The following is a 24,664-nucleotide window of genomic DNA, read 5'->3' as shown; positions in this document are numbered from 1 at the left end:
GCGATCAGGCCGTTTCCTTTTCGATGCTCATGTAATCAAGCGGCAGTTCCGTCGTGTACTTGATCTGCTCCATGGCGAAGGCCGAGGACACGTCGCGAATGTCGATCTTGGCGATCAGGCGTTTGTACACGGCATCATAGGCGGCAATATCAGGCACGACGACCCGCAGGAGATAATCGACATCGCCGCTCATGCGGTAGAACTCGACCACTTCGGGAAATTCCTGCACCACTTCGGAAAAACGCTTCAGCCATTCATTGTTGTGCGCCCCGGTGCGGATCGACACGAACACCGTGACACGCGTATTGACGCGGACAGGATCAAGGATGGCAACGCGGCGCTGGATCACGCCATCCTCTTCCAGTTTCTGGATACGGCGCCAGCACGGCGTCGTCGACAACCCTACCTTCTTGGCGACATCAGCCACCGCAAGTGTTGCATCCTCCTGCAGGAGGCGAAGAATTTTTCGGTCGAGTCTGTCCATGATCTCTTGTCCCTTTGGAATGGGATACTTTATGGTCCGTAATTCCCCCACCGTACAAGAAAAATATTCTAAACTTTATAAATCTGAAAAAAATTTCATCCGTAAACCGGTCAAATTAGAATCCTGACCTTCTGCCGGAGCACAGGGAGAACGTTCTGCTCGAACCATGGATTCCGGCGCAGCCAGCCGCTGTTGCGCCAGGACGGGTGCGGCAGGGGCAGAATCGAGGGTCCGGACGCCGCATCGAAATAATCCTGCCAGTGAAAGACCGTATCGGTCATGCTGGCACGGCGGCGCTTTCCCAGATGGTAGGCCTGCGCATACTGGCCGATTGTCAGGATAAGCTCGACTTGGCGCATGGCGGCGAAAACCTGGTCGTGCCAGATGTGACGGCACTCCCTGCGCGGCGGCAGATCGCCGCCATGCGCATCATAGCCGGGGAAACAGAATCCCATCGGCACGATGGCAAACTTGTCCGGATCGTAAAATGCTGTGCGATCAACCCCGAGCCAGTCGCGCAGCCGGTCGCCAGACGGGTCGTTGAACGGCAGGCCGCTGTTGTGAACGCGGATGCCGGGCGCCTGCCCGCAGATGACGATGCGCGCGGTCTGCGACAGCACGCAGACCGGATTGGGCTCATGCGGCAAAGGCGGCAGATAATGTGGCGCGTCCCGGCACAGGCGGCATGCCTTGATCTGCGCGGCCAGGACGTCAAGCGCCGGGGCTGGCATGGTCAGCGCCTCATGCCTTGGCACTCGGCCGGCTTGCGACGGCGTCGTACCAGCGCTTCACATGCGTGACATGGCCGGGCATCTCGATCCGGGCAGGCTTGAAGAAGTCGATGGCCACAAGCCCGGTAATATCGGCGATGGAATAGTCGTCGCCCGCGATGAAGGCGTTGGTTGCAAGCTGCGTGTCGAGAATATCCAGGAATGCCACGGCCTTTGGCTTGTTTGCCTCGCCCCATGCGGGAATTTGCGGCACCTCCCATTCGATCATCGCCGGGTGGATATGGCGGAAGGCAGCAGCCACACATGCAAACAGGTGCAGTTCGACCCGCCGCTGCCACATTTCCACCAGCGCCTTGCCAACCGCACCCCGGCCGAACAGGGCGGGTTCGGGGTAGATTTCCTCGAAATAGCGGGAGATCGCCACGGACTCGGTGATCACAGTTCCGTCATTGAGTTCAAGCACGGGCAGGCGCTGCATGGGATTGAGCGCGGTCACTTCGGCCGAGCGATGCCCCATTGCCCCCATGTCGACAGGCACGAGCGGCACCTCGACACCCTTCTCCGCCAAAAATATGCGCACGCGCCGCGGGTTTGGCGCCCGTCCTCCATCATATAGTTTCACCAGCTCTCTCCCAGTTTCTGACGCACCCAGTCATAGACGCCATTGACGATATCGGCCAGCCGGTTCCGCGCCTCCGGCGCTGTTTCAGCGTCCTGCTGGTGCAGCTTCCGCCAATCCTGCGGCCTGTCGAAAGAACTTTTCCACAGCCCCTTTCGTTCCGTCCGCGCCTGCATTTCCGCGTCGCGGTAGTCGCCATAGGCGACGGCCTGTCCGGTCTCGACCATGGCGCGGTTGAGATCGGCATCGCCTGTAAAACAGGTACCGAGATCGCGCTTGTACTTGTCCCGCCCGCTCGTTTCACAGCGGACCGGCCGGCCACCGATCAGCCTGACCAGCGCCTGCCGCGCCTCCTGCCCGCAGGCATAGTCGCCCTGCCCTTCGCCGCAACGCTGGGCGAGTTCCGGCGCATCGATCCCCTTGAGGCGGACATGCTGCCCCGTCACGACCACCGTATCGCCATCGATGACATAGGCCTTGCCCGTTATCTCCCGCACCTCGCGCGGCACCGACAACCGTGCCGCCAGCAGCGCAACCAGAGCGAAGAACACCAGCATCAGCAGATAGTCGGCCAGTTTCCCTGCGAGCGAACGCGGCGCCGCCGCGGGACGCTGCCAGCGCCGGCGATAGCGGCCAAACCGCCCGTTCATTGCGACGTCCCGTCCATGCCGGTTGATTCTCCTCGCCGATTGGGCAGATTTGAAAGTCTTTTAATCATTTATGAATAGGCTTGCGATGCAATGCTGCCGGAGTGCAGACAAAACGGCGATCTGGAACGGGGCGCATGGCATTACTCGACGCAATCAGTGCAGACAAAAACATTGTTGACCGGCGAAAACTGCCGCGCAACAAGGATTTGTCCGTTGTGGTTCGCCGCGCCCGCGACCGCCTGATGGAACATGCCGGCATCAGGCACTTCGAACGCGAACTGCTGTTCATGCACACCCGCGCGCTGATCGTCAACGCGGCAATGCTGCCGCTGTTCATCGCCCTGATCGCCGTGGCCGGCGTCCTCGCCGGATTTGGCCGGGACATGGTCGTCTGGGCCGGCATCACGATCGGCCTCTATATGGTGCTCGGCCTTCTCGCCCGCCGCCTGGAAAAAATCGGCATCACCAACGAACAGGTCAAGAACTGGCAGATCATCTATCTCGGCGGCCATTTTCTCACCAGCATGGGATGGGCGTATTTTTCCTTTCTGAGCTGCGCCACCTGCGGCATCAGCCTGTTCCCGGTCATTCAGGCGGTTGTCCTGATCCTGGCCATGGCGATTACCGCCATCATCTGTTCGGCCCTGCGCGCGGCCATCCTCGCGGCATTCACCGTGCCGGTCATCACCTACACGATCCTCGCCACCAGCCATCTGCAGAGCCCGATACAGGCGACGATGGTCATCATGCTGTTTGCGGGGCTGGCCTTCTTCTATCTTGTGGCGACGCGGCTCAACCGTTCGGTATCCGTCTCCCTTGCCCTGCAGGCGGAGAAGGATGCCTTGATCGCCGAGCTGGAAACGGCCAACGCCATGTCCGACGAAGGCCGCCGCCGCGCCGAGGAAGCCAATCTGGCCAAATCCCGTTTTCTCGCCTCCATGAGCCACGAACTGCGCACGCCGCTCAACGCCATCCTCGGCTTTTCCGAAGTCATGGCCAAGGAAGTGCTCGGGCCGATACAGAACAGCACCTATCGCGAATATGCCGGGGATATCCATGCCTCCGGCGTCCATCTGCTCAACCTCATCAACGAGATCCTCGATCTGAGCCGGATCGAAGCCGGGCGCTACTCCATCAACGAAGAGCCGCTGCTGCTGACCGACATCGCCGAAGAATGCATCCACATGATGGATCTGAAGGCCCGCAACAAGGGGATACGGCTGCTGCCCCAGTTCGAAACCGGCATGTGGCCGATGCAGGCCGACGAGCGCTCCATACGGCAGATCGTCCTCAACCTTCTGGCCAATGCGGTGAAATTCACGCCGCAGAACGGCCGCATCGACATCAAGGTCGGCTGGACGGCGGGCGGCGGGCAGTATGTCTCGGTGCGCGACAATGGCCCGGGCATCCCGCCGGAGGAAATCCCGGTGGTCCTGTCCGCCTTCGGCCAAGGCTCCATCGCCATCAAGAATGCCGAACAGGGCACGGGCCTTGGCCTGCCCATCGTGCAGGCCCTCGTGCACATGCATGACGGCGAGTTCCACCTCTTCTCCAAATTGCGCGAAGGCACGGAAGCGCTTGCGGTTTTCCCGCGGGCGCGGGTCCTGCAAAATATGGATTCCGCCACGAAATCCGCCACCGCCAAAAAAGTTGCCTAGAATACTCAGGTTCAATTTATTGTCATTTGCGCGTTATGCGGCACCCCGCCATTGCTGGCCCATTGCAACAGGTTCATATGGGGAAGCTTCATGAACGCAAATGGAAACAACCGTCCTCTGATCATTCCGGCCCTTGGCGGCATCTACACCGGCCTCGCACAATTTTCGGAAACGCTTCTGCGCGTCATTGCCGGCGGTGCACTGGTCGTGCACGGCGCGGGCAAGATCGCCAATCCGTTCGGCGCCATCGAAATGGTCGAGGGCCTGGGCTTTTATCCCGGCGTGTTCTGGTCGCCGCTGTTGGCGGCAACGGAGTTTTTCGGCGGCATCCTGCTGGCGCTCGGCTTCCTGACGCGCCCGGCAGCCTTTGCCACCACCATCGTGCTGGCCGTGACGATCTATTTCCACTGGATCGCGCAGGGTCAGGGCTGGGCAGGTTCGGAAAAATCCATCCTGTGGGCGGCGATCCTGTTCTTCTTTGTCATCCGCGGCGCCAGCAACCATTCGATCGACGCAAAAATCGGCAAGGAATTCTAGCCAGCATTGCACCACCGGCACGCGCCCCGCGTGCCGGTGGTATCACCTGCCCGCTCAGGCAGCAAATCGGGCGATCACCATGCAGACGGCGGTGACCGCCAGCAGACCCGCTGCGATGCGGTGGGATATTTCCGGTTTTTTCCGCAACGCACCCTGCACCCCCGCTGCGGCGATGGCGGTGACTATGCCGATCCCGAGAACCGTCTCGGAGCCCGACAGCCAGCTGCCGTGGTAAAGCCCCATCAGCGTGGCACCGCTCAGAAAGGCCACAGTCGCAGCCCCCATTTGCGGCCGGAAGAACTGCTGGCTTCCCGCACCGCCCGTCCGGGCAAGCGTAAACGTCGATCCCGCCCAGAATATTGATGACAAGACGTGAATGGCGAGCAAAATCATCAGAAAGACTGGCATGATGAACCTCCCTGTTGGCGTATTGACGCGAATTGGTATCTTGATCGATACGATCGGATAATACATAGATATCTAACTGTTCGATGTCAAAGGAATATGATGGAACCCGTACACCCACCCATCGGATTGCTGCTCGCGCGCACGGCCAAAGCTGTCAGCCGTGCCTTCGATGATGCTCTGGCCGTCGAGGGCGGCTCCGTATCGGTCTGGCTTATCCTGCTGGCGCTGATGCGTGGCGGCCACCGGATGCAATCGGAGCTGGCCGATGAGGTCGGCATCCAGGGCCCGACGCTGACGCATCACTTGAATGGCATGGAGGATGCAGGTCTTTTGCTGCGCAAAAGGGAACCGGACAACCGGCGTATCCACCGGATCGAGCTGACCGATGGCGGGCGCGCAATGTTTCATCGCCTGCGGCGTGTCGCCATGGCCTACGACGCGCGACTGCGTTCCGGCTTTACGGAAGCGGAGCTGGACATGGTGCGGGATTTGCTGGAGCGGCTGGCGGCAACGCCAATCCGGCCCCCGGATGATTGGCCGGGGGCTGCTGCGCAAGAATCTTAGTCCCGGTTGCTGACGCCTGCCTGGTCGAATGTCGCCATGCCGCTGTGGCAGAGCGCTGCAGCTTTGACGATACCGGCGGCGAGCGCCGCACCGGTGCCCTCGCCCAGCCGCATGCCAAGGTCGAGCAATGGCTTCTTGCCCAGCCGTTCCAGAACCTTGCGGTGGCCGGGTTCCGCCGAGACATGGCCGAACAGGCAATGATCGATGGCTTCCGGGTTTGCCGCATGCAGGATTGCGGCGGCAGAGGTGGCGACATAGCCGTCGATGATGACGGGAATGCGTTCAACGCGGGTCGCCAGGATGGCGCCGGCCATCGCCGCGATCTCACGCCCGCCCAGACGGCGCAATACTTCCAGCGGATCCTTCAGGTGTGAGCCATGCAGCGCCACAGCGGTGCGCACCGCATCGGCCTTGCGCTTCATGCCGTCACTGGTCGCGCCCGTGCCGGGTCCGACCCATTCCTCCGCCGTTCCGCCATAGAGGGCATGGAAAATCGCCGCCGCAATGGTGGTGTTGCCGATACCCATCTCGCCGATGCACAGAAGATCCGTACCACCCGCGATGGACTCCATGCCGAAAGCCATGGTGGCGGCGCAGGTCTTTTCGTCCATGGCCGCTTCTTCGGTGATATCGGCGGTGGGATATTCCAGCGCCAGATCGAAGATTTTCAGGCCGAGATCATTGGCGATGCAGATCTGGTTGATCGCCGCGCCGCCCGCCGCGAAATTTTCCACCATCTGCGCCGTCACCGATGACGGATAGGGCGAAACACCCTTGGCGGTGACGCCGTGATTGCCGGCGAAAACCGCGACCAGAGGCCGCGTCACCTGCGGACGCGAACGGCCTGTCCAGGCGGCCAGCCACTCGACGATCTCTTCCATGCGGCCGAGCGCGCCCGGCGGCTTGGTCAGGGTCGAATCGCGCTTGCGCACGGCGGCGACAGCGGTCTCGTCCGGTCCGGGCAGGGTTTCGATGAGAGTGCGAAAATCGTCAAATGGCAGGCCAGTGGTCATGATGTTCCTTGAACCAAGTCTTCATGGCAAATTATCGATGCACGTCCTATAAGCTTTGGCAGACAAAACGCAAAGGCCATCGGGCGGCATTGAATGTCGCGCCCCGGCCGCCGGCTTTGCTGAACGGGAACAGGTCATGGAACTGCTGAAGGAAACGATGCGCGCGCTGGCCTTTCTGTCGCGCTGGCCGGTATCGCCGCAATGGTTCGAGGATTATCAGGGCTCGCTGCACGACACGGTGCGCGGCTTTCCGCTCGCGGGCATCCTGATCGCCGTGCCCGCCGCGGTGGTCATCCTTGTCGGACACACCCTCGACCTGCCGGAATTCGTGACCGCGCTGCTGCTGGTCACCACCTCGATCATTGTCACCGGCGCCCTGCACGAGGACGGCCTTGCCGACGCTGCCGATGGCTTCTACGGCGGGAAAACCAGCGCGCGGCGGCTTGAGATCATGAAGGATTCGGCCATCGGCTCCTACGGAACGCTGGCGCTGATCCTCTCCGTGCTGCTGCGCATTGCCTTCTACATGGACATTCTCAGCGATCTCAGCCCCATTGCCTCCATCGCCGTTCTCGTGGCGACGGAGGCGGCAAGCCGGGCCATCCTGGTCAAATTCTGGCAGATGCTCCCCTCCGCCCGCTCCGGCGGCGTTGCCGACAGCGCGGGCACGCCGACGGAAGACGCCGCGAATTTCAGCCTGATCATCGGTGCGGTCATCCTCGTGATCGGCTATGGCGCAGCCGGGGGACCTTTTGCCGTGATCGTACCCGCCTGTCTGGCGGGATTGGTGTTTTATGGCTTTGCAGCCCTCTGCCGCGACAAAATCGGCGGACAGACCGGCGATACATTGGGCGCCATGCAGCAACTGGCAACGATTTCGCTTTTGCTCGGGCTTGTGATTGCGGTCTAACTGTACCAAATCTGGGATATGAGCATCATCGAGTCACCCTGCATCCTCGTCTGCGCCATCGATATGAAGACCGGCTATTGTTTCGGCTGCGGGCGCACGCGCGAGGAAATCGGTGCGTGGCTGACGATGACGCCGGACAATCGCCGGACGATCATGGCCGGCCTTGCCGCCCGTCTCGACAGCATCGAACGCCGCCCGCGCCGCGAAACCCGGCGCACCCGCATGGCCCGTGAAAAGGAACAGGAGATCTGATGCCCCGCCTGTTCTGGATCATCGTCGCCCTCATCGCCGGAACAACCCTCCTCCTCATCGCCAACAATGGCAGCGGCACGACGCTGGGTCTGGCCAATGACCAGTTCGCCCGCCTTGCCTATATGAGCATCTGGGGCATCGTGATTGCGGCAGGCCTGCTCGGCTCCGGCATCCCGCTCAGCCACTTCCTGCGCAACATGGCGATGTGGCTGGTTATTCTGATGGCTCTGGTTGCCGGTTACCAGTATCGCTATGAGCTGCAGGACATCGGTCATCGCGTCACGGCGGGGCTCGTTCCCGGCAGCCCGATTTCCGCAAGGGATGGCGATGGCGGCGTGACAGTAACGCTGGCCAAGGCCGAAAACGGTCATTTCGAGGTCAAGGGCTCGGTCAACAATGCCTCGATCGGCTTCATGGTCGATACCGGCGCATCGTCCATCGTGCTCTCCTATGACGATGCACGGCGGGCGGGCCTCAATCCGGACAAGCTGGCCTACAGGACGCCGATCATGACGGCGAACGGCGCAGCCACTGCCGCGATCGTGATGCTGGACGAAATCAGGATCGGCGCCATCCTCCGGCGCAATATCCGTGCCATGGTCGCGCAGGAGGGCCGCATGGACGGCAGCCTGCTCGGCATGAATTTCCTCAACACCCTCAGCGGTTTTTCCGTGCGCGGCGATCGCCTGATCCTGTCGGATTAGACGGTTCAGGCAGCCTGGTCGGCCGATCCGGCCTGCACGGCTTGGTAGGCACGGCGGATGACGCTGCTGTCCGCATCCGGCCTGTTGGCTTCCGTGGACAGAATCTGGCGCCAGCGCCGCGCACCGGCTGCACCGTGGAACATGCCGACCATGTGGCGGGCTATGTGCGAGACGCGCCCGCCCTGCCGCACATGCTCATCCGCATAGGCGCACATATGGTCGATGATCGCATCGACCGATGCTGCCGGACGGGCATCGCCATAGATCGCCCTGTCCACATCGGCGAGCAACATGGGATTGTTGTAGGCGGCGCGGCCGAGCATGACACCATCCACATGATTCAAATGCTGAAGCGCTTCATCGAGCGTCTGAATACCGCCATTGATCCCGATGAATTGACTCGGGTTTTGCCGCTTGAGCCGGTAGACGCGGTCATAATCCAGCGGCGGAATATCCCGGTTCTCCTTCGGTGAAAGCCCCTTGAGCCAGGCTTTGCGCGCATGCACCCACAACGCATCGGCCCCCGCCGCGAACACGCCGCCAGCGAGATCGTCGAGCGCCGGTTCGATATCCTGATCATCGACGCCGATCCGGCATTTGACCGTGACGGGGATCGACACCGACCGCTTCATCGCCGCGACGCAGTCGGCCACCAGGCCGGGCGTTTTCATCAGGCAGGCACCGAACGTGCCGGACTGCACGCGGTCCGACGGGCAGCCGACATTCAGGTTGATCTCGCGGTAACCGAAGGTTTCCCCTACCCGCGCCGCTTCGGCGAGCTTGGCCGGATCGGAGCCGCCGAGCTGCAGGGCAACGGGGTGCTCGGCGCTGGAAAAACCCAGCAGGCGGTCGCGATTGCCGTGGATGGCCGCATCCGCCACGATCATTTCCGTGTAGAGCAAGGCATGGCGCGTGAACTGGCGGTGCAGCGTCCGGCAATGGCGATCGGTCCAATCGATCATCGGCGCAACCGCAAAGCGGTTGTGCGTGTAGCCATTGTTCTGTTCAGCCGTCATTGCCACGTCCGGATGCTTTCGATTGATGTTGGCGCGTTTGCACAATTCGTGATCGGCAACGTGACGGTCAAACGGCCGAATTTGCCCGGCCTTCGCCACAGATTGCGCCGCTCCTCATAATGCGCGGCGGCCGTTTTGTCCACCGGAGCATGGCTTTCGCGCCGCAATGCCCCGGCCTGACATGATACATTCAGTAGCGTGATAAAACCGCAACAAAGTCTATCGAACCGCCGGTTCGGCATTTTTCAGTTTTACACCGTCATAAAAACCGGCCTAAAACAGATTCATCGATTTGCATGGAGGTTCCCGATGAACATCAAAGCTATTCTTCTTGGCTCGGCGGCGGCGTTGGTTGCCGTTACTGGCGCCCGCGCAGCGGATGCTATCGTGGTGGCGCAGCCGGAACCGGTTGAGTATGTTCGCGTCTGCGATGCTTATGGCAAGGGCTTCTTCTATATCCCCGGTACTGAAACCTGCCTGAAGATCGGCGGCTATCTGCGCTACGATGTCGGCGCGGGTGACAATGTCTACCGCGGCGGCGAGTTCGGCACCTGGAACAAGCATCTGCGCACGGAAATCCGCTTCGATGCCCGGTCGGAAACCGAACTCGGCACGTTGCGTTCCTACATCCAGACCCGCTTCGAATACACCAATGGCGTAAACAGCGGCGGCACCATTCCGCAGGCCTTCATTGAGCTTGGCGGCTTCCGCATCGGTGTTGCCGACGAAATCTTCGGCTCATGGACCAATTACGCCGGCAACATCATCAATGACGATGTGATCAACTACAACAGCTGGGCAAGCAATCAGGTCAGCTATACCTATGCCGCGGGCAATGGCTTCTCGGTCATCGTCGCTGCCGAACAGGGTTCGACCAATGACGGCTATTCCGGCTATGTCATCGACAGCTACCTGCCGCACCTGATGGGCGGCGTGAAGTTCGAGCAGGGTTGGGGCGGTGTCAGTGCAATCGGCGGTTATGACTCCAACGTCGAAGAATTCGCCGGCAAGTTGCGCTTCGACCTGAAGTTCACCGATACGTTCTCCGCTTTCGTCATGGGCGGCTATCAGTCCGGCTACGACACCACCCGCGTCAACCGCAACTTCCTCGCGCCATGGCATGGCGACTGGGCGGCCTGGGGCGGACTGGCCGCCAAGGTTTCCGACAAGGCAACCATCAACGGTCTCGTCGGCTATGAATCGGAAGGTACCGTTGCTGCGGCTTTGAACGTTGCTTACGAGCTCGTCCCCGGCTTCACCATCACGCCGGAAGTGAACTACACCAAGTTTGACGGCGACCGGAAGGACACCTCGCTTGCCAATGGCGGCAACGACGATGCTTTCGGCGGTACGATCCGCTTCCAGCGCAATTTCTAAAACGACTGAAGAATAAACAAAACCGGGGGCTTGCCCCCGGTTTTTGCATGTCCGGATAAGGCTGGTTCATATCTGCTCGGAAACGGCGGCAAAGGCCGATGATTTCCTGAGAACAGCGACAAAAGCACGGCCTGCGATCGCAACCTCGCCGGAATTGTCGATCATGACGGCATCGGAGGGATCGCACGGGTTTGGCGCTGCCCGCATCAGGCGGCGTTTGATCTCCTCGGCATCCTCGCGGCCGCGTGCGGCCAGTCGCTGCGCCAGGACCTCGGGCGACGCGGTAATGTGCACGACAATGAAATTGGCATAGGACTGGCGCAACGCCGGCAGGACACCGCGCGACACATTGGCAATGGCCACCGCGCCCTGCTCAACCTGCTGGTCCACCGAGACGGGCAAGCCGTAGCGCAAACCGTGGGCCTCCCAGCAATGGCAGAACGCCCCTGCCCGCTGCGCGGCCAGAAACTCTTCCTCACCCAGGCTGTCATGGTCTTCCGCATCGACCGTCGATGGCCGTGTCACCACCCGGCGCACGAAATGGAAATCCGGCTGGCCGCGCAATGCGTCGCGGGCAAAATCCATGATCGTGTCCTTGCCCGCCCCGCTCGGGCCGACAACGGCGACAAACACACCGTTGCGCAACGGCGCCGATGCCGGATTGAGTGCGCGTTCGATCGTTGCCGCTGCCATCAGACCACCCGGCGGCCTTCGCGCCACACCGTACGGACGACCGGAATGTGCTCGTCAACCCGGACCCGCACCAGATCGGCGCGCTTGCCGACTTCGATGACACCGCGGTCGTCGAAACCGACCGCCTCAGCCGGGTTCTTGGTCACCAGCCGCACCGCATCCGGCAGGGTGATCCCCTCGACCACGTCGCTCAGGAAGAAGGTCGACTGGATCAGGCTGAACGGAATATAATCGGAGGACAGGATGTCGAGGTGGCCATGTTCGACCAGCTCACGCGCCGAAACATTGCCGGAATGCGAACCGCCGCGAACGACGTTCGGCGCGCCCATCAGCACGGCAAGGCCCGCCTGCTTCGAGGCCGCTGCCGCTTCCAGCGTGGTCGGGAATTCCGCCACGTGGATGCCCTGCTCCACAGCTTCATCCACATGGGCTGTCGTCGCGTCGTCATGGCTGGCCAGCACGATACCGCGCTCGCGGCACAGATCGGAAATGGCCTTCCGGTGCGGTGCGGAATGGCGGGCTGATTCCTCCATGCGCTGCTCGCAGAACACGTTGAATTCGAGGTCGGACAGCTTCAGCTTGCGCTGGTAGTAATAGGCATAGGTTTCGAGATCGACGAACTGACGCTGGCCCGGCGCATGATCCATCAGCGAGGCCAGGCGCACGCGGCTGTCATTGTCGAAATAATGGAACCCGTCGAGGCAGTCGGCGACCGACACTTCGCAGCGCAGATGGAAATAGTGATCTGCACGCAGGCGATCCTGCTGCACGCTGTCTTCGATGGCGTCGGCCAGCTTGCGGATTTCCTGGGCGGACATATCCGCATCGCGGTCAAGGCCGATGCGCAGCGCATCGAGAACCGTGGTGATACCGGATGAGGCAATCTGCGCATCATGCGCAAGCACGGCTGCAATCGGGTTCCAGCGCACGCGCGGACGCGGCGCATAGTGGCCTTCCAGATGGTCCGTGTGCAGTTCGACAAGCCCCGGAATGAGATAGTCGCCGTCAAAATCCTCGCCGCCCGATGCTGTCCCGGTTGAAATATCGGCAATCTTGCCGTCACGGATCAGGACAGATCCCTTGATGACGTCATCTTCGAGAACGATTTGCGCGTTGTTCAGGATCAATTCGGCGGACATGATCAGGCAGTCTTTCTACGGTTGGTTCCGGCCAGCGGATGCAGCGAGTGAATTTCAAAGGGGAAGCCCGGCTCGGCTTCCGTAAACAAAGCGAGATTGTTGATTTCGACTGGCTCTTCGAGGACTGGCTCCAGGAATTCACTCAGAATACGTTCGATTTTGGGCCGGTCACGCTCGGGAACCGGACCTGTCAGGGTCATATGGAAGCGGAAATCCTCAAAAACATAGGGATAGCCCCATTGTTCCAGATTGCGGCGCTGGGCCGGCGACAGGTTTTCCGGGTTGCGCCGCTTGATCTCCGCTTCGCTCGGCGGCGCGCGGAAACGGTCGAAGGCCACGGTCACGTCATTGGCCAGCTGGTTCAGCCTGTCCACCGGTTCCTCCGGCACGAGGGCGAAAAACCCGTCAAGATTGGCGATCGTCAGCTTGGGAATTTCGACGGGTTCGATGGAGGAGGCAAAATGCATGAGGGCCGAGAGAAGCTCGCGCTCTTCGATCCCGTCAGCCAGATGGAACGGCGCCTTCAGCGTCGCATGGAAACCGTAGCGGCGCGCCGACTCGGTCAGCTGGGCAAAATCCTCGTGCGCCAGATCGCGGATCTGCGGCGGCCGCACCGGCTGGCCGGTGAAGGCGTTGCGGCCAAGCCAGTTTGCCGCCACTTTCAATAGCGGGTCGGCCGATGGCGGCGTGAAATAGATTGCATAGCGCATGGATGATTCCTCTGGAACAGTCTCGCGTTACGCTTCAAATATGACAAGCCTTTGAACGTCGAGACTTAATGTTGTGTCTTCCCGCTCAAACGGGAGCGCAGGGCGTTGGATATGCCGTCAAAAATGAATATCACAACGAGGATGAGGACGACCATATAGGCGACATTGTGCCAGTTGGTGTTGGTGCGCATCGCTTCCCACAATTTCAGGCCGATGCCGCCCGCCCCCATGGCACCGATGATGGTGGCCGAGCGGGTGTTGGATTCCCAGAAATACAGCGCCTGGCTGGCGAAAACCGGCAGCACCTGCGGCAGGACACCATAGCGCTGCACATTGGCCGGCGACGCGCCGACGGACTTGACGCCCTCGCGCTGCTTGTCGTCGATGTTTTCAAGCGTTTCCGAATAGACCTTGCCCAGCGTGCCGGTGTCGGTGAAGAAGATCGCCGAAATACCCGCCAGCGGTCCCGGGCCGAAGGCGCGGGTGAAGAACAGCGCCCAGATCAGCATATCAACCGAGCGCAGGAAGTCGAAGAAGCGCTTGGTGATCTGGTTGGCAAAGACATTCGGCGTGATGTTGCGCGCGGCAATGAAGGCCAGCGGAAACGACAGCAGCGACGCCATCAGCGTGCCCATGAAGGCCATGACGATGGTCTGCAGCAGTTTTGTCCAGACATCGCCGTGCTGCCATGAGGAGTTGAACCAGATATTGTCGAAGGCAAGCGACGCATTCGACATCTCAGGCTTGATGCGCTCGCCGCTGACGATCAGCGAGGCCACCTCGCCAAAGGACTTGCCCCAGAACGGCGAACTCGTATCGAAGACGAAATTCGCCCAGCCGAGGAACCGGCGGCTCACCACGACCCGCTGCGGAATGATGTCGGCCTGCCCGGCAAAGCCGAAACTCACCGTCACCTGGTCTTCCTTCAGGGTTGCCCAGCCCGGCAGCGGCCCCTGCGGCTTGGCGCCGTCTGCCGCCAGCAGCACCGTCAGGGTCTCGCCGCCCCGCGTGACGATCACGCGCTGATCGTTGATGTCGAGCTTCTTGTCCGAACCGAAGAGGATGGCGACATTGTTGCCGTCCTTCACCACCCAGCTCGGGTTCGGATTGTCGCCCAGCTCGGAAAACCGGGGATAGCTGACGGTCGCGCCCGTTGGCCCCGGCCGAACCGTGGTCTTGATGGCATAGGACACCCAATCGCGGGCATAGAGTTCGGCACGCTGCCACTGGCCGCCGGCAAGCACGGTGCCGATGGAAAAGAACCACCAGCAATAGAACACATAGGCCACGATGCCCGCGGCAATCAGCACAGGCATGAAACGGCGCCAGAACGGCGGATTGAAAACGGCGGGATACCGCGTCTCGAAATCGGCAATGGTGTCGGCTGTGATAGCGCTCATGATAGTATCCTAACCACCGACAGTGAAGGCCTGCTCGCCCACGAGGCGGCGGCGCAGCCATGCGGAAAACTGATCCACGGCAATGATCGTAACGAAGAGAAGCAGGATGATCGCCAGCGTCTTGGCCTGATGCCCGCGTCCGATGGACAGGCGCAGCTCCTCGCCGATACCGCCGCCGCCAACGGCGCCGATGATGGTCGAGGCGCGCACGTTGATCTCAAGCCGCAGCAGCGCATAGGACATGAAATTCGGCATGACCTGCGGCACGATGCCGAAGCCGACGCGCTCGAACCAGTTGGCACCGACAGCGCGCAACCCCTCGTCTGCCTTCATATCGGCATTCTCGACGACTTCGAAGAACAATTTGCCCAGAGCGCCGATCGTGTGGATGCCGACGGCGAACATGGCGGGGATCGGCCCCAGCGACAGGATGGCCGCGAAGAAACCGGCAATGACGATTTCCGGAAAGGCACGCAGGATTTCCATGTAACGGCGGGCGGCAAACCGGATGAACCGGTTCTTCACGAGATTCTTGGCCGCGAGAAAGCAGATCATGAAACCGAAAATGAAACCGGCGAGTGTCGCCAGGATCGCGATATTGAGCGTTTCCAGCATCTTGTAGAAATATTCGGGCATGTAGAACCCGCCGAAGAGATAGACCCGCCCTTCGGGGTAGTCATATTTCAGGCTTCCGTCGAAATAGGGCGACGGCAGATCGAACATGGCGCGCCACACTTCCCATCCGTCGCGCGGAACCAGATCACCGGCAAAATCGAAGAGATGCGGCAAACGGTCGAAGAACTTGCCCGCATTGGATTCATTGGCAAACCACAGGGATCCGGCAATGGTGACCAGCAGTCCTATGGCGATGATCCAGCTATAGGCACGGCGGCGTCCGGCAAGCTCCTGCCAGTGCCGTTCGATCTGGATGCCGTCGGACGACAACTCAGGGGAAGCGGTTCTGCTCATTGCAAACATCCTTCAAGGTGCCGCAAACAAAATCACGGCCAGATCCGCAGAACTGGCCGTGATGATGTGTGTCTGGCTTATCCGCCGATCTGCGCTTTGCGGGCGTCGATGATGGGCTGATAGAACTGGGTGTTGACCTCAGTATAGCTCTTGAAATCGCCGCCCATGGTGGCTGCGAAGCAGGCAGGATCGCTCTTCGGCAGATCGAGCATGAAGGCCTTGAACTTGTTCTTCAGGTCGGCATCCAGCGAGGTGCGGATAACGATCGGGCCGTTCGGGATCAGCGGCGACTTCCAGAGTTCGACGAAATCCTTCATGTCGATCAGGCCCTTGTCGACCATCTTGCGCAGATTGCCGGAGGTGTAGCCTTCGTCGAACTTGCCGACGCCGGAGCCGAATGTCGTGCCGGCATCGAACTTGCCGTCCTTGACGGCCAGAACGAGGTTTTCATGACCGCCGCCGAAACCGGTTTCGGAGAAGTATTCCTTGACCGAGGTCTTGATGTCCTTCGGCAGCGAGGTAACGGGGATCAGGTAACCGGATGTGGAGTCTGGATCGGCAAAGCCGAGCTTCTTGCCCTTCATGTCGGCCAGTGTCTTGATGCCGCTGTCCTTGCGGGCAACCATGATCGAGTAGTAACCGGTCGCACCGTCGGTCTGGACGGTGGTCAGGATCGGCTCGACAGCCTTCGGATTGGTCAGATAGATCTTGGCAAAGCCAGAAGCGCCCAGTTCCGCATAGTCGAGGGTGCCGCCGAGCAGGCCCTGGATGACGCCATCATAATCCGTCGCCGGGAACAGCTTGACGTCCTTGACGCCGAGAACCTTTGGCAGCTTGTCGACGATGCACTGGTAGTTGCGCAGGCGGTCTGCTTCGTTTTCACCGCCGATGATACCGACGCGAAAGGTCTCAAGGTTTTCGGCACGAGCCATCGAGCCTGCAAACACGGCGCTGATTGCAATCGCACCCATAAGGGCTTTCTTAAGCAACATGACTATCTCTCCTGTCAAAGCTTCCAGAGTTTTTTATGTGGACTTGAGCCCGTTACGTGGGCAAGCCGATCCGTTTGCGCTCAACGCGCGGCCAGTATGGCCTCTAATTCGGGGATTGGTGTCGGCGCATGACGCGCAATGCTTGTCGATGTGATGGCTTCCGAGAAAGCATCCTTCAGGCCATCCGCACCATAGATGCGGCGGGCGGCAGCCTCGGTCAGATCGTCGGGCGTACCATCGAAAACCACCTTGCCACCCTGCATGCCGATGATGCGCTCGCAGAAATGCCGCGCGGTATCGAGCGTATGCAGGTTGGTGATGACGGTGAGGCCCTCTTTTTCATTGATGTCACGCAAGGATTCCATCACCACCTGCGCATTGCGCGGATCAAGCGAAGCGATGGGTTCGTCGGCGAGAATGACTTTGGGGTTCTGCATCAGCGCCCGGGCGATGGCGACCCGCTGCTGCTGTCCGCCGGAGAGTGTTCCGGCCCGCTGCAGGGCGGTTTTGGCAATATCGAGCCGCTCGAGGGCGGCAATTGCCATGGCACGTTCTTCGCGTGAGAATATGCCGAGAAGGCTTTTGATGGTGGATCGGTGGTTCAGGCGTCCAAGGAGGACATTGGTCAGGACATCGAGGCGGGGAACAAGGTTGAATTGCTGAAAGATCATCGCGCAATCGCGTTGCCAGGTTCGCAGCGCCGAGCCGTTGAGCTTGGCCACATCCTTGCCGTCGAAGATGATCGACCCTTCGGACGGGTCGATCAGGCGGTTGATCATGCGCAGCAGCGTCGACTTGCCTGCACCCGAGCGACCGATGACTCCGACCATCTGCCCCTGCGGAATTTCAACATTGACATTGTCGATGGCAATATTGCTGCCAAAACGACGCGTCACGTTTTCAATCTTCAGCATAGGCCAATCCTTGTTGGTATTGCCCTGTCCTAAAGCCCTAGTGTGAAGGTGCGATGGCACTTTTATTGCACTTACGTGACAACTGGGGATAGCAGAAGTCAGCCTGAATGTTTTTCCAGAAATGCCTCGATATCGAGGGCGCGAAAATCATCCAGAGCACCACGCAGGCGGGCATGGTCCCAGTCCCACCACGCCAGTGTTTGCAGGCGTTCCGCCGTCTTTTTGTCGAAACGGTCGCGGATTTTGCGGGCGGGAACACCGCCGACAATCGTATAGGGATCAACATCGCGTGAGACCACCGCCCCTGCCCCGATCACGGCGCCATCGCCGACCGTAACGCCGGGCAGAACCGTCGCGCCATGGCCAATCCAGACGTCATGGCCGATACGCACCTGATTGGTCCGGCGCCATTCGAAAAACGACTCTTCCGGACCCGCATCGTCCCAGTAGTCACCGGCGCGATAGGTGAAGTGATGCAGCGTTGGCCGCCAGGTCGGATGGTTGGTCGCGTTGATCCGCACGCTCGCCGCGATGTTGGCGAACTTGCCGATCGTGGCGCACCAGACCGCACCGTCCTGCATGATGTAGGAATAATCGTCGAGTTTGGTTTCACTGATGCGGCAGCGCTCGGAAATCTCCGTGTAGCGGCCGAGTTCGCTGTCCTCGACATGCGCTGTCGCGTGAATGAGCGGTGTTGGGGAAAGCCGGGTCATGCTGCCTCGCTCTGCACGGCAAATGCGGTCACGTCGATGATGCGGTCGGCCACGGCCTCGCGCACATCCTCGTCGTGGAAGATCCCGAGCATGGCGATACCCGCTTCCTTTTTGCTGCGGATCATCGAAACGACCACTTCGCGGTTTTTCGCATCGAGCGAAGCCGTGGGCTCATCCAGAAGCAGGATCGGGTGATCGGTGATGAAACCGCGCGCAATATTGACGCGCTGCTGTTCACCGCCAGAGAAGGTAGCAGGCGGCAGTGACCAGAGCCGCTCGGGCAGATTGAGCCCGGCAAGCAGGGCTGCGGCCTTGTCGCGCGCTTCGGTGCGGTCGATGCCGCGCGCCACCAGCGGTTCGGCAACAACATCGAGCGCCGACACGCGCGGCACGGTGCGCAGGAACTGGCTGACATAGCCGATCATGTCGCGGCGCACGCCCAGAACCGTGCGCGGATCGGCGCTGGCAAGATCGACCAGCCGGTCGCCATAGGGCACGATGATCTGGCCGCGGTCGACGGCATAATTGCCATAGACCATTTTGAGGATCGAGCTTTTGCCCGCGCCGGATGGACCGCCGAGCACGGCGCATTCACCCGCCTTGATGGAAAACGAGACGTTCGCCACCACGGGCAGACGGATGCCGTCGCGCAGATGCATGGTGAAGCTTTTGGCGACATCGGAAACAACGAGAGGTGTTGGCATGATGCTAGACCTGCAGGATGGAGGAAACGAGAAGCTGGGTGTAAGGCGCCTGCGGATCGTCAAGCACCCGGTCGGTCAGACCGGTTTCAACGATATGGCCATCCTTCATCACCATCATCCGGTGCGACAGCAGCCGGGCGACGGCGAGATCGTGGGTCACGACGATGGCCGCAAGCCCGAGATCGCTCACCAGCCCGCGCAACAGATCGAGCAGACGCGCCTGCACCGACACGTCGAGACCGCCTGTCGGCTCATCCATGAAGACAAGCCGGGGATTGGTGACGAGGTTGCGGGCAATCTGCAGACGCTGGCGCATGCCGCCGGAAAAGGCGCGCGGCTGGTCGTCGATACGGTCGGAGGCGATTTCCACCCGGCCCAGCCAGTCGGTGGCCGTCGCGCGGATATTGCCATAATGCCGGTCGCCGATGGCCATCAGCCTCTCGCCGACATTGGCACCGGCGGAAACGGTCATCCGCAGCCCATCGGCCGGATTCTGATGCACGAAACCCCAATCGGTGCGCATGAGAAAGCGGCGTTCCGCCTCGCTCAGCCGGTAGAGATCGCGGAACTGGCCGTCGCGCATGCGGTATTCCACCGAGCCCGCCGACGGGGCAAGACGTGTCGCCAGGCAGTTGAGCAATGTCGTCTTGCCGGAGCCGGATTCGCCGACAATCGCCAGCACTTCACCCGGCCACAGCTCGAACGAGACATTCTGGCAGCCAATGCGGCTGCCGTAGAATTTGGAGAGGTCCTTGACCTTCAAGAGAGGTGTATCGCTCATGATTATTCCGCTGCCTCTGCCGTATCTGCCGCCAGCGCACCGCGGTGCCCCTTGGCCTGCCGGTCTTCACAAAAATCCGTATCCGAACAGACGAACATGCTGCCGCCCTTGTCGTCGAGGATGACCTCGTCCAGATAGCTGCCCTTCGCCCCGCACAGGGCGCAAGGCTGGGAAAATGTCTGGATTTCAAAGGGATGATCCTCGAAATCGAGACTGACGACTTCCGTATAGGGCGGAACCGCATAGATGCGCTTTTCGCGCCCTGCCCCGAAAAGCTGCAATGCCGGGGACATATGCATCTTCGGATTGTCAAACTTCGGCGTCGGCGACGGGTCCATCACATAACGCCCCTCGACCTTCACCGGATAGGCATAGGTGGTGGCGATATGGCCGTGGCGGGCAATGTCCTCATAGAGCTTGACGTGCATCAGGCCGTATTCTTCGAGCGCATGCATCTTGCGTGTTTCGGTCTCGCGCGGCTCCAGGAACCGCAACGGCTCGGGGATCGGCACCTGATAGACGAGGATTTGCCCGGCCTGCAGCTGTGCTTCGGGAATGCGGTGGCGCGTCTGGATGATCGTGGCATCCGCGGTTTTCGTGGTCACGCGGACATTGGCGACTTTCTGGAAGAAAGCCCGGATCGACACGGCATTGGTCGTGTCATCGGCGCCCTGGTCGATCACTTTCAACGTATCGTCCGGTCCAAGAACGGCGGCGGTCACCTGCACGCCGCCGGTGCCCCAGCCATAGGGCATCGGCATTTCGCGCGAGGCGAACGGCACCTGATAACCCGGAATCGCAATGGCTTTCAGGATGGCGCGGCGGATCATCCGCTTGGTCTGTTCATCCAGATAGGCGAAATTATAGGTCGCTAGATCGGTCATTCTGCTGCCTCTTTGGTTTCGACGCCGTCCAGCCGGTTGCGCTCATGCTCGGCGCGCATGCGCCGGATCAGATCGAGTTCGGCCTGAAAATCCACGTAGTGCGGCAATTTCAGGTGCTCGACGAAGCCCGTCGACTGCACATTGTCACTGTGGGAAATGACGAATTCCTCGTCCTGCGCCGTGGCGGTGATATCTTCGCCCAGCTCCCTTGCCCGCAGGGCACGGTCGCACAGCGACATCGACATGGCCTTGCGCTCGCTCTGGCCGAACACCAGGCCATAGCCGCGCGTGAACTGCGGCGGCTGCTTTGCCGATCCCTTGAACTGGTTGACCATCTGGCATTCGGTGACCCGGATGGTGCCGAGCGTCAGCGGGAAATCCAGCTCTGCCACCTCAAGTTCAACCTCGACCTCGCCGATACGGATTTCACCGACAAAGGGATGGCTGCGGGCATAACCGCGCTGCGTCGAATAGGCGAGCCCGAGCAGGAAACCTTCATCGCCGCGTGCCAGCGCCTGCAGGCGCAGATCGCGTTCCAGCGGAAAGGTCAGCGGTTCGCGGGTCAAATCGCCCGCAACTGCACCTTCCGGCAGGTCGCCATCTTCCTCGATCATGCCGTCATGGCCGAGGATGTCGGTGACCCGCGGTGTGAAAACCTCCGGCTCGTCGCGCCGGTCCGGCGCTTCAATCGGTGCATCCACGGCAAGCTCAGGATCGAGCAGACGGTGCGTGTAATCGAATGTCGGGCCCAAAAGCTGCCCGCCGGGAAGATCCTTGAACGTGGCGGAAATGCGCCGCTCGATCTGCATCTGCGCCGTTTCCAGCGCCTTGGTATAGCCGAAACGGGGCAATGTGGTGCGGTAGGCACGCACGAGAAAAATTGCCTCGATCAGATCGCCGCGCGCCTGCTTGATGGCGAGCGCCGCAAGTTCGGGATCGTAGAGCGAGCCCTCGGCCATGACCCGGTCGACGGCCAGCGACATCTGCTCGACGATCTGATCGAGCTGGATGGGCGCCACATCCCGGTCGCCGCGGCGCCGGTCGGCCAGAAGCTTGTGCGCATTGCGGATGGCGGCTTCACCGCCCTTGACTGCAACATACATGGTTCAGGCCTCCGTCTTCTTGATGCGCGTGGTGCGGGGCAGCGCGGCAAGCGCACCCTTGCCGGCGAAGATCAGGTCGACACCGCGCGGGAAGGCGGCGCGGTTGGCGATCCATTGATCGATAAACATTTTCGGCAGCTGGCTGGGTGAGAACGCCATGGAATCCTTGATCCCCGGCCCCTCGAGAACGAGCGCATCCGCACCGTCGAAACCATCGATCTGCAGGATCAGCGTCGTCGAACGATCAGGGTATTCCGACGTGCCGCGGCAGAAGGATTCAAGCGAGGGCATCGTTGCCACATCGCTGATCAGGGCAAAATCGGCTTCCGCCGTTTCATCCGTCAATTCGAGGCCGGTATGGAATTTCAGCCATCCCGTGCATGCCGCCGAACCGGAGATCGCCCTGTCGCACCACACGGTTGCGTCGTGATCGAACAGGGTTGCAGCAATCGACGCGGCCAGAGACGTCAGCGGCGCAGGCGGCACGGCGAGATCGCTCACGTCCACGATCCTGCCGGGATTGGCCATGGCGTCCATGAGTGCCCGGAAAACGGTTTGCGCGTTCAGCACGCTGTCGCTGAAACCGCCCTCGAAGATTTGTGTGTCCGAATGCATCAGTCGTCACCCCGTACCATTGTGAAAAAATCGACCTTGGTCGCAGCGGTCTCGGCGCGCTTCGACGTGCGGTCGCGTTCGAGACGATCGGCAATCGGCGCAAGCACCGCGCGCTCCACCGCATCGCGGCACTCCGGCTGCTGCCACAGCGCATCGAAGACGGCGGCAAGCCGCACCTTCTCGCGGTGCCGGCCGAGCGCATAGGCATGGCCGACGGCACCATTGCCGAGCCGCACCGTTGCGCGCGTCACGGTCGCCTCCCCCAGGTTGAACGGCGCGCCGCCGCCGCCGATGCGGCCGCGCAGCATGACGAGGCCGGTTTCCGGGCCGCGCAGGGTCTCTATCTCGGGCTTGTCGCCCCATCCGGCCCACAGGGCCGCTATTTCAGGCGCGGTCGCCTGCGCCAGCAGGGCCATGGCGGCCTTGCGCTGCAGATCCGGCGCGCCGCCGGTTTCCGTGGACTGTATATTTTCTTTGATCATTGACATCTCGCTCAGATTTGTCTATTTATCTATACAACTAGACAATAAACACACCTATAAATCCCGTCAATGACAGGAGCATGACAAAACGTGAAATCCGCGCGATTCATCACCCGCAACAGCGGCGTTGCCATCTGGCGGCAGATTGCCGACCAGATCCGCGGCGACATCACGGCGGGGAAAATGCCGAGCGGCGCCAGGCTGCCGCCGGAGGTAACCCTGGCCGAACGCTTCGCGGTCAACCGCCACACCATCCGCAGCGCCATTGCCGCCCTGACCAAGGAAGGCGTGCTGCGCGCCGAACAGGGCCGCGGCACCTTCGTCGCCAACAGCAAGAAGCTGACCTACCGCATCGGCGAACGGACGCGGTTTTCCGAAATCCTGGCGACGCAGGTGCGCGAGACCAGAGGCATATTGCTGGGTCACCGTATCGAGGACGCGGCGGGAGAAGTCGCTGCAGCCCTCGGCATGACGGGCGGTCAGGTGATCAGGATCGATTCCATGCACACGGCGGACGGCAATCCCGTTTCCTGCGCCACCGCATGGTTCGATGCGGCGCGCGTGCCCAACGTGGTCGAGGATTACCGGGTGTCAGGTTCCATCACCGCCGCCCTGAAGGCGGCCGGCATTGACGATTATCTGCGCAAATCGACCATCATCGCCGCGCGCCACGCGGATGCGGAGGATTTGCGGCACCTGCGCCTATCGCCGGGCGCCATCGTTCTCGTCTCCACGGCGATCAATGTCGATATGGACGGCCATCCCATTGAATACGCCAGAAGCCGCTTTGCCGCCGACCGGATAGAGATCGCAATCGACGGCAAGTCGATGGTCTAGTTATCGGCAGTCGATTGCATCGCGCGTGGTGCGTGGTTCGACAAGCTCACCATGAGGGAGGCCGAGAGTTGCAGGGAGCCTTATTCTGCGACGTTCGCGATTGGCATGCAGCCAAACCACCTCCCTCATGGCGAGCTTGTCGAACCACGCACGATGGGAATGCCAAGCGTCAATTCATTCCTAATCCGTCACCGACCCGCACCAGCCCGGCAGATAACCGGCGGCATCGCCCTTGGCTTCCTTGAGGGCGCGGTTGAGAGCGGCATCAAAATCAGATTCCACGGCCTTGCGGCCTATCCGGCGCCGCAGAAAATCCGCCCAGAGGAATTCGCTGAACGGCGTGGTATCCTTGGCATAGCCGCCGGCACGGCGCAGTTCGCCCGCAAGGCTGCGGAACGGATCGTCGTCGAGATCCTTGATCGCCTTGGGAATGGCCGCATAGTCACGGCGTTTGCCCTCGGCATCAAAGGGATGCATCCAGCCGCGATTGTCGAGAACCACCATGAACGCATCCTTCTCCAGCGATGACAGGTCGCTGACGACAGTGACAAGAATGTGTTTTACCCCCTCCTCGTGCAGCGCGCGCGCAAGATGGTGATGGTCGATGACGTAATTGCGCCTGTTCGGTCCAAGCACCACCGGGATCATATGTTCGCCGAGAAACTTGCCGCCCTTCGCGCCCTTCTGCTGGCGCCATTTCTTGCGCTTTTCGTCCACTTCGCGCATGCCGACGGTGATCTGGGTCGGCCGCAGATCCTTGATCGCAACCGGCGTTACAATGGGTTCTCTTGTTCCGGATATCTGC

At 61.1% G+C, this 24,664-nt stretch carries 30 protein-coding genes; 8 read left to right on the top strand and 22 right to left on the bottom strand.

What is annotated here, in order from left to right; genetic code table 11:
• Positions 1-4: 4 nt before the first annotated feature.
• From ACZ25R_RS09805 to ACZ25R_RS09790, 4 genes are all read right to left on the bottom strand, one after another.
• The gene (locus ACZ25R_RS09805; RefSeq protein WP_472460853.1) at positions 5-484 is read right to left on the bottom strand and encodes an Lrp/AsnC family transcriptional regulator; all 480 of its coding nucleotides are present in this window, start codon (positions 482-484) and stop codon (positions 5-7) included.
• A gap of 110 nt (positions 485-594) precedes the next feature.
• On the bottom strand, positions 595-1,215 hold the full coding sequence (locus ACZ25R_RS09800) for a uracil-DNA glycosylase family protein (protein WP_472460852.1): 621 nt from the start codon (positions 1,213-1,215) through the stop codon (positions 595-597).
• A 10-nt stretch (positions 1,216-1,225) separates the two neighbouring features.
• Positions 1,226-1,837 carry a glutathione S-transferase family protein gene (locus ACZ25R_RS09795; RefSeq protein WP_472460851.1) on the bottom strand — a complete coding sequence of 204 codons (612 nt, stop codon included), beginning with the start codon at positions 1,835-1,837 and terminating at the stop codon, positions 1,226-1,228.
• Positions 1,834-2,484 (bottom strand): thermonuclease family protein, encoded by a 651-nt coding sequence (locus tag ACZ25R_RS09790; RefSeq protein WP_472460850.1) that lies wholly within the window; start codon positions 2,482-2,484, stop codon positions 1,834-1,836. Before ACZ25R_RS09790 ends, ACZ25R_RS09795 begins: the two co-directional genes overlap by 4 nt.
• A gap of 134 nt (positions 2,485-2,618) precedes the next feature.
• Here ACZ25R_RS09790 and ACZ25R_RS09785 point away from each other — a divergent pair, with 134 nt between their 5' ends.
• Positions 2,619-4,142, top strand: coding sequence for a sensor histidine kinase (locus tag ACZ25R_RS09785; RefSeq protein ID WP_472460849.1), 1,524 nt, complete (start codon positions 2,619-2,621; stop codon positions 4,140-4,142).
• Positions 4,143-4,232: 90 nt separating this feature from the next.
• Positions 4,233-4,679, top strand: coding sequence for a DoxX family protein (locus ACZ25R_RS09780; protein WP_472460848.1), 447 nt, complete (start codon positions 4,233-4,235; stop codon positions 4,677-4,679).
• A 54-nt stretch (positions 4,680-4,733) separates the two neighbouring features.
• On the opposite strand, the gene ACZ25R_RS09775 is transcribed toward ACZ25R_RS09780, so the two are convergent.
• Positions 4,734-5,087: a hypothetical protein gene (locus ACZ25R_RS09775; RefSeq protein ID WP_463012194.1), complete on the bottom strand. Its 354-nt coding sequence runs from the start codon at positions 5,085-5,087 to the stop codon at positions 4,734-4,736.
• A gap of 99 nt (positions 5,088-5,186) precedes the next feature.
• Here ACZ25R_RS09775 and ACZ25R_RS09770 point away from each other — a divergent pair, with 99 nt between their 5' ends.
• Positions 5,187-5,651, top strand: a complete 465-nt coding sequence (locus ACZ25R_RS09770; protein ID WP_472460847.1) for a MarR family winged helix-turn-helix transcriptional regulator — start codon at positions 5,187-5,189, stop codon at positions 5,649-5,651.
• Here ACZ25R_RS09770 and cobT read toward each other — a convergent pair.
• Complete coding sequence (gene cobT / locus ACZ25R_RS09765; protein WP_472462468.1) at positions 5,648-6,667, bottom strand: nicotinate-nucleotide--dimethylbenzimidazole phosphoribosyltransferase; 1,020 nt, start codon at positions 6,665-6,667, stop codon at positions 5,648-5,650. The two genes, ACZ25R_RS09770 and cobT, sit on opposite strands and share 4 nt — an antisense overlap.
• Before the next feature lie 133 nt (positions 6,668-6,800).
• Between cobT and ACZ25R_RS09760 the strand changes: the two genes are divergently transcribed.
• The 3 genes from ACZ25R_RS09760 to ACZ25R_RS09750 are packed head-to-tail and all read left to right on the top strand — an operon-like array spanning position 6,801 to position 8,530.
• Positions 6,801-7,574 carry an adenosylcobinamide-GDP ribazoletransferase gene (locus ACZ25R_RS09760; RefSeq protein ID WP_346305451.1) on the top strand — a complete coding sequence of 258 codons (774 nt, stop codon included), beginning with the start codon at positions 6,801-6,803 and terminating at the stop codon, positions 7,572-7,574.
• Positions 7,575-7,592: 18 nt separating this feature from the next.
• The gene (locus ACZ25R_RS09755) at positions 7,593-7,826 is read left to right on the top strand and encodes a DUF1289 domain-containing protein (protein WP_472460846.1); all 234 of its coding nucleotides are present in this window, start codon (positions 7,593-7,595) and stop codon (positions 7,824-7,826) included.
• Entirely contained in the window at positions 7,826-8,530 is a 705-nt protein-coding gene (locus ACZ25R_RS09750; RefSeq protein ID WP_223612884.1) for a TIGR02281 family clan AA aspartic protease, read from the top strand. The genes ACZ25R_RS09755 and ACZ25R_RS09750 overlap by 1 nt, the downstream gene beginning before the upstream one ends.
• Positions 8,531-8,535: 5 nt before the next feature.
• On the opposite strand, the gene dusA is transcribed toward ACZ25R_RS09750, so the two are convergent.
• Complete coding sequence (gene dusA / locus ACZ25R_RS09745; protein WP_472460845.1) at positions 8,536-9,546, bottom strand: tRNA dihydrouridine(20/20a) synthase DusA; 1,011 nt, start codon at positions 9,544-9,546, stop codon at positions 8,536-8,538.
• Between the two features lie 309 nt (positions 9,547-9,855).
• Here dusA and ACZ25R_RS09740 point away from each other — a divergent pair, with 309 nt between their 5' ends.
• The gene (locus ACZ25R_RS09740; protein WP_464661085.1) at positions 9,856-10,923 is read left to right on the top strand and encodes a porin; all 1,068 of its coding nucleotides are present in this window, start codon (positions 9,856-9,858) and stop codon (positions 10,921-10,923) included.
• 66 nt (positions 10,924-10,989) lie between these two features.
• Here the strand turns inward: ACZ25R_RS09740 and phnN are convergent, their stop codons facing one another.
• From phnN to phnG, 14 genes are all read right to left on the bottom strand, one after another.
• Positions 10,990-11,619 carry a phosphonate metabolism protein/1,5-bisphosphokinase (PRPP-forming) PhnN gene (gene phnN / locus ACZ25R_RS09735; protein WP_472462467.1) on the bottom strand — a complete coding sequence of 210 codons (630 nt, stop codon included), beginning with the start codon at positions 11,617-11,619 and terminating at the stop codon, positions 10,990-10,992.
• Positions 11,616-12,755 (bottom strand): alpha-D-ribose 1-methylphosphonate 5-triphosphate diphosphatase, encoded by a 1,140-nt coding sequence (locus ACZ25R_RS09730; protein ID WP_472460844.1) that lies wholly within the window; start codon positions 12,753-12,755, stop codon positions 11,616-11,618. Before ACZ25R_RS09730 ends, phnN begins: the two co-directional genes overlap by 4 nt.
• 2 nt (positions 12,756-12,757) lie before the next feature.
• Complete coding sequence (locus tag ACZ25R_RS09725) at positions 12,758-13,465, bottom strand: DUF1045 domain-containing protein (protein WP_464661088.1); 708 nt, start codon at positions 13,463-13,465, stop codon at positions 12,758-12,760.
• A 65-nt stretch (positions 13,466-13,530) separates the two neighbouring features.
• Positions 13,531-14,865, bottom strand: coding sequence for a phosphonate ABC transporter, permease protein PhnE (gene phnE / locus ACZ25R_RS09720; RefSeq protein ID WP_472460843.1), 1,335 nt, complete (start codon positions 14,863-14,865; stop codon positions 13,531-13,533).
• Between the two features lie 9 nt (positions 14,866-14,874).
• Entirely contained in the window at positions 14,875-15,834 is a 960-nt protein-coding gene (phnE, locus tag ACZ25R_RS09715; protein WP_223612878.1) for a phosphonate ABC transporter, permease protein PhnE, read from the bottom strand.
• Positions 15,835-15,911: 77 nt separating this feature from the next.
• Complete coding sequence (phnD, locus tag ACZ25R_RS09710) at positions 15,912-16,823, bottom strand: phosphonate ABC transporter substrate-binding protein (RefSeq protein WP_223613473.1); 912 nt, start codon at positions 16,821-16,823, stop codon at positions 15,912-15,914.
• Between the two features lie 83 nt (positions 16,824-16,906).
• Entirely contained in the window at positions 16,907-17,740 is an 834-nt protein-coding gene (phnC, locus tag ACZ25R_RS09705) for a phosphonate ABC transporter ATP-binding protein (RefSeq protein ID WP_223612877.1), read from the bottom strand.
• Positions 17,741-17,838: 98 nt separating this feature from the next.
• Positions 17,839-18,453: a DapH/DapD/GlmU-related protein gene (locus ACZ25R_RS09700; protein WP_472460842.1), complete on the bottom strand. Its 615-nt coding sequence runs from the start codon at positions 18,451-18,453 to the stop codon at positions 17,839-17,841.
• Entirely contained in the window at positions 18,450-19,157 is a 708-nt protein-coding gene (gene phnL / locus ACZ25R_RS09695; protein WP_464661095.1) for a phosphonate C-P lyase system protein PhnL, read from the bottom strand. The genes ACZ25R_RS09700 and phnL overlap by 4 nt, the downstream gene beginning before the upstream one ends.
• Positions 19,158-19,161: 4 nt before the next feature.
• The gene (phnK, locus tag ACZ25R_RS09690; RefSeq protein WP_091877674.1) at positions 19,162-19,938 is read right to left on the bottom strand and encodes a phosphonate C-P lyase system protein PhnK; all 777 of its coding nucleotides are present in this window, start codon (positions 19,936-19,938) and stop codon (positions 19,162-19,164) included.
• A 2-nt stretch (positions 19,939-19,940) separates the two neighbouring features.
• A complete protein-coding gene (locus tag ACZ25R_RS09685; protein WP_182549213.1) occupies positions 19,941-20,822 on the bottom strand; it encodes an alpha-D-ribose 1-methylphosphonate 5-phosphate C-P-lyase PhnJ in 882 nt (293 codons plus the stop codon).
• On the bottom strand, positions 20,819-21,925 hold the full coding sequence (locus ACZ25R_RS09680) for a carbon-phosphorus lyase complex subunit (protein ID WP_472460841.1): 1,107 nt from the start codon (positions 21,923-21,925) through the stop codon (positions 20,819-20,821). Before ACZ25R_RS09680 ends, ACZ25R_RS09685 begins: the two co-directional genes overlap by 4 nt.
• Before the next feature lie 3 nt (positions 21,926-21,928).
• Positions 21,929-22,540 carry a phosphonate C-P lyase system protein PhnH gene (gene phnH, locus ACZ25R_RS09675; protein WP_472460840.1) on the bottom strand — a complete coding sequence of 204 codons (612 nt, stop codon included), beginning with the start codon at positions 22,538-22,540 and terminating at the stop codon, positions 21,929-21,931.
• Positions 22,540-23,028, bottom strand: coding sequence for a phosphonate C-P lyase system protein PhnG (gene phnG, locus ACZ25R_RS09670; RefSeq protein ID WP_472460839.1), 489 nt, complete (start codon positions 23,026-23,028; stop codon positions 22,540-22,542). Before phnG ends, phnH begins: the two co-directional genes overlap by 1 nt.
• A gap of 84 nt (positions 23,029-23,112) precedes the next feature.
• On the opposite strand from phnG, the gene phnF reads away from it, so the two are divergent.
• Complete coding sequence (phnF, locus tag ACZ25R_RS09665) at positions 23,113-23,859, top strand: phosphonate metabolism transcriptional regulator PhnF (RefSeq protein ID WP_472460838.1); 747 nt, start codon at positions 23,113-23,115, stop codon at positions 23,857-23,859.
• Positions 23,860-24,039: 180 nt separating this feature from the next.
• On the opposite strand, the gene ACZ25R_RS09660 is transcribed toward phnF, so the two are convergent.
• Complete coding sequence (locus ACZ25R_RS09660; RefSeq protein WP_464663291.1) at positions 24,040-24,660, bottom strand: ParB-like protein; 621 nt, start codon at positions 24,658-24,660, stop codon at positions 24,040-24,042.
• Positions 24,661-24,664 lie beyond the last annotated feature (4 nt).

It is taken from the genome of Phyllobacterium sp. RCAM01083 (assembly GCF_055685835.1).
Note: the sequence above shows the minus strand (reverse complement) of the source record. Positions and strands in the feature narration are given on the sequence as shown.

Excerpts from the sequence above, each read along its gene's own strand:
- phnE (WP_472460843.1), bottom strand. The coding sequence starts at position 14,865 with ATGAGCGCTATCACAGCCGACACCATTGCCGATTTCGAGACGCGGTAT.
- ACZ25R_RS09680 (WP_472460841.1), bottom strand. The coding sequence starts at position 21,925 with ATGTATGTTGCAGTCAAGGGCGGTGAAGCCGCCATCCGCAATGCGCAC.
- ACZ25R_RS09805 (WP_472460853.1), bottom strand. The coding sequence starts at position 484 with ATGGACAGACTCGACCGAAAAATTCTTCGCCTCCTGCAGGAGGATGCA.
- ACZ25R_RS09770 (WP_472460847.1), top strand. The coding sequence starts at position 5,187 with ATGGAACCCGTACACCCACCCATCGGATTGCTGCTCGCGCGCACGGCC.
- ACZ25R_RS09740 (WP_464661085.1), top strand. The coding sequence starts at position 9,856 with ATGAACATCAAAGCTATTCTTCTTGGCTCGGCGGCGGCGTTGGTTGCC.
- ACZ25R_RS09730 (WP_472460844.1), bottom strand. The coding sequence starts at position 12,755 with ATGTCCGCCGAATTGATCCTGAACAACGCGCAAATCGTTCTCGAAGAT.
- ACZ25R_RS09685 (WP_182549213.1), bottom strand. The coding sequence starts at position 20,822 with ATGACCGATCTAGCGACCTATAATTTCGCCTATCTGGATGAACAGACC.
- phnH (WP_472460840.1), bottom strand. The coding sequence starts at position 22,540 with ATGCATTCGGACACACAAATCTTCGAGGGCGGTTTCAGCGACAGCGTG.
- ACZ25R_RS09750 (WP_223612884.1), top strand. The coding sequence starts at position 7,826 with ATGCCCCGCCTGTTCTGGATCATCGTCGCCCTCATCGCCGGAACAACC.
- phnG (WP_472460839.1), bottom strand. The coding sequence starts at position 23,028 with ATGTCAATGATCAAAGAAAATATACAGTCCACGGAAACCGGCGGCGCG.
- dusA (WP_472460845.1), bottom strand. The coding sequence starts at position 9,546 with ATGACGGCTGAACAGAACAATGGCTACACGCACAACCGCTTTGCGGTT.
- phnK (WP_091877674.1), bottom strand. The coding sequence starts at position 19,938 with ATGAGCGATACACCTCTCTTGAAGGTCAAGGACCTCTCCAAATTCTAC.
- ACZ25R_RS09700 (WP_472460842.1), bottom strand. The coding sequence starts at position 18,453 with ATGACCCGGCTTTCCCCAACACCGCTCATTCACGCGACAGCGCATGTC.
- phnC (WP_223612877.1), bottom strand. The coding sequence starts at position 17,740 with ATGCTGAAGATTGAAAACGTGACGCGTCGTTTTGGCAGCAATATTGCC.
- ACZ25R_RS09725 (WP_464661088.1), bottom strand. The coding sequence starts at position 13,465 with ATGCGCTATGCAATCTATTTCACGCCGCCATCGGCCGACCCGCTATTG.
- phnL (WP_464661095.1), bottom strand. The coding sequence starts at position 19,157 with ATGCCAACACCTCTCGTTGTTTCCGATGTCGCCAAAAGCTTCACCATG.
- ACZ25R_RS09790 (WP_472460850.1), bottom strand. The coding sequence starts at position 2,484 with ATGAACGGGCGGTTTGGCCGCTATCGCCGGCGCTGGCAGCGTCCCGCG.
- phnE (WP_223612878.1), bottom strand. The coding sequence starts at position 15,834 with ATGAGCAGAACCGCTTCCCCTGAGTTGTCGTCCGACGGCATCCAGATC.
- ACZ25R_RS09760 (WP_346305451.1), top strand. The coding sequence starts at position 6,801 with ATGGAACTGCTGAAGGAAACGATGCGCGCGCTGGCCTTTCTGTCGCGC.
- ACZ25R_RS09780 (WP_472460848.1), top strand. The coding sequence starts at position 4,233 with ATGAACGCAAATGGAAACAACCGTCCTCTGATCATTCCGGCCCTTGGC.
- ACZ25R_RS09755 (WP_472460846.1), top strand. The coding sequence starts at position 7,593 with ATGAGCATCATCGAGTCACCCTGCATCCTCGTCTGCGCCATCGATATG.
- ACZ25R_RS09800 (WP_472460852.1), bottom strand. The coding sequence starts at position 1,215 with ATGCCAGCCCCGGCGCTTGACGTCCTGGCCGCGCAGATCAAGGCATGC.
- ACZ25R_RS09785 (WP_472460849.1), top strand. The coding sequence starts at position 2,619 with ATGGCATTACTCGACGCAATCAGTGCAGACAAAAACATTGTTGACCGG.
- ACZ25R_RS09775 (WP_463012194.1), bottom strand. The coding sequence starts at position 5,087 with ATGCCAGTCTTTCTGATGATTTTGCTCGCCATTCACGTCTTGTCATCA.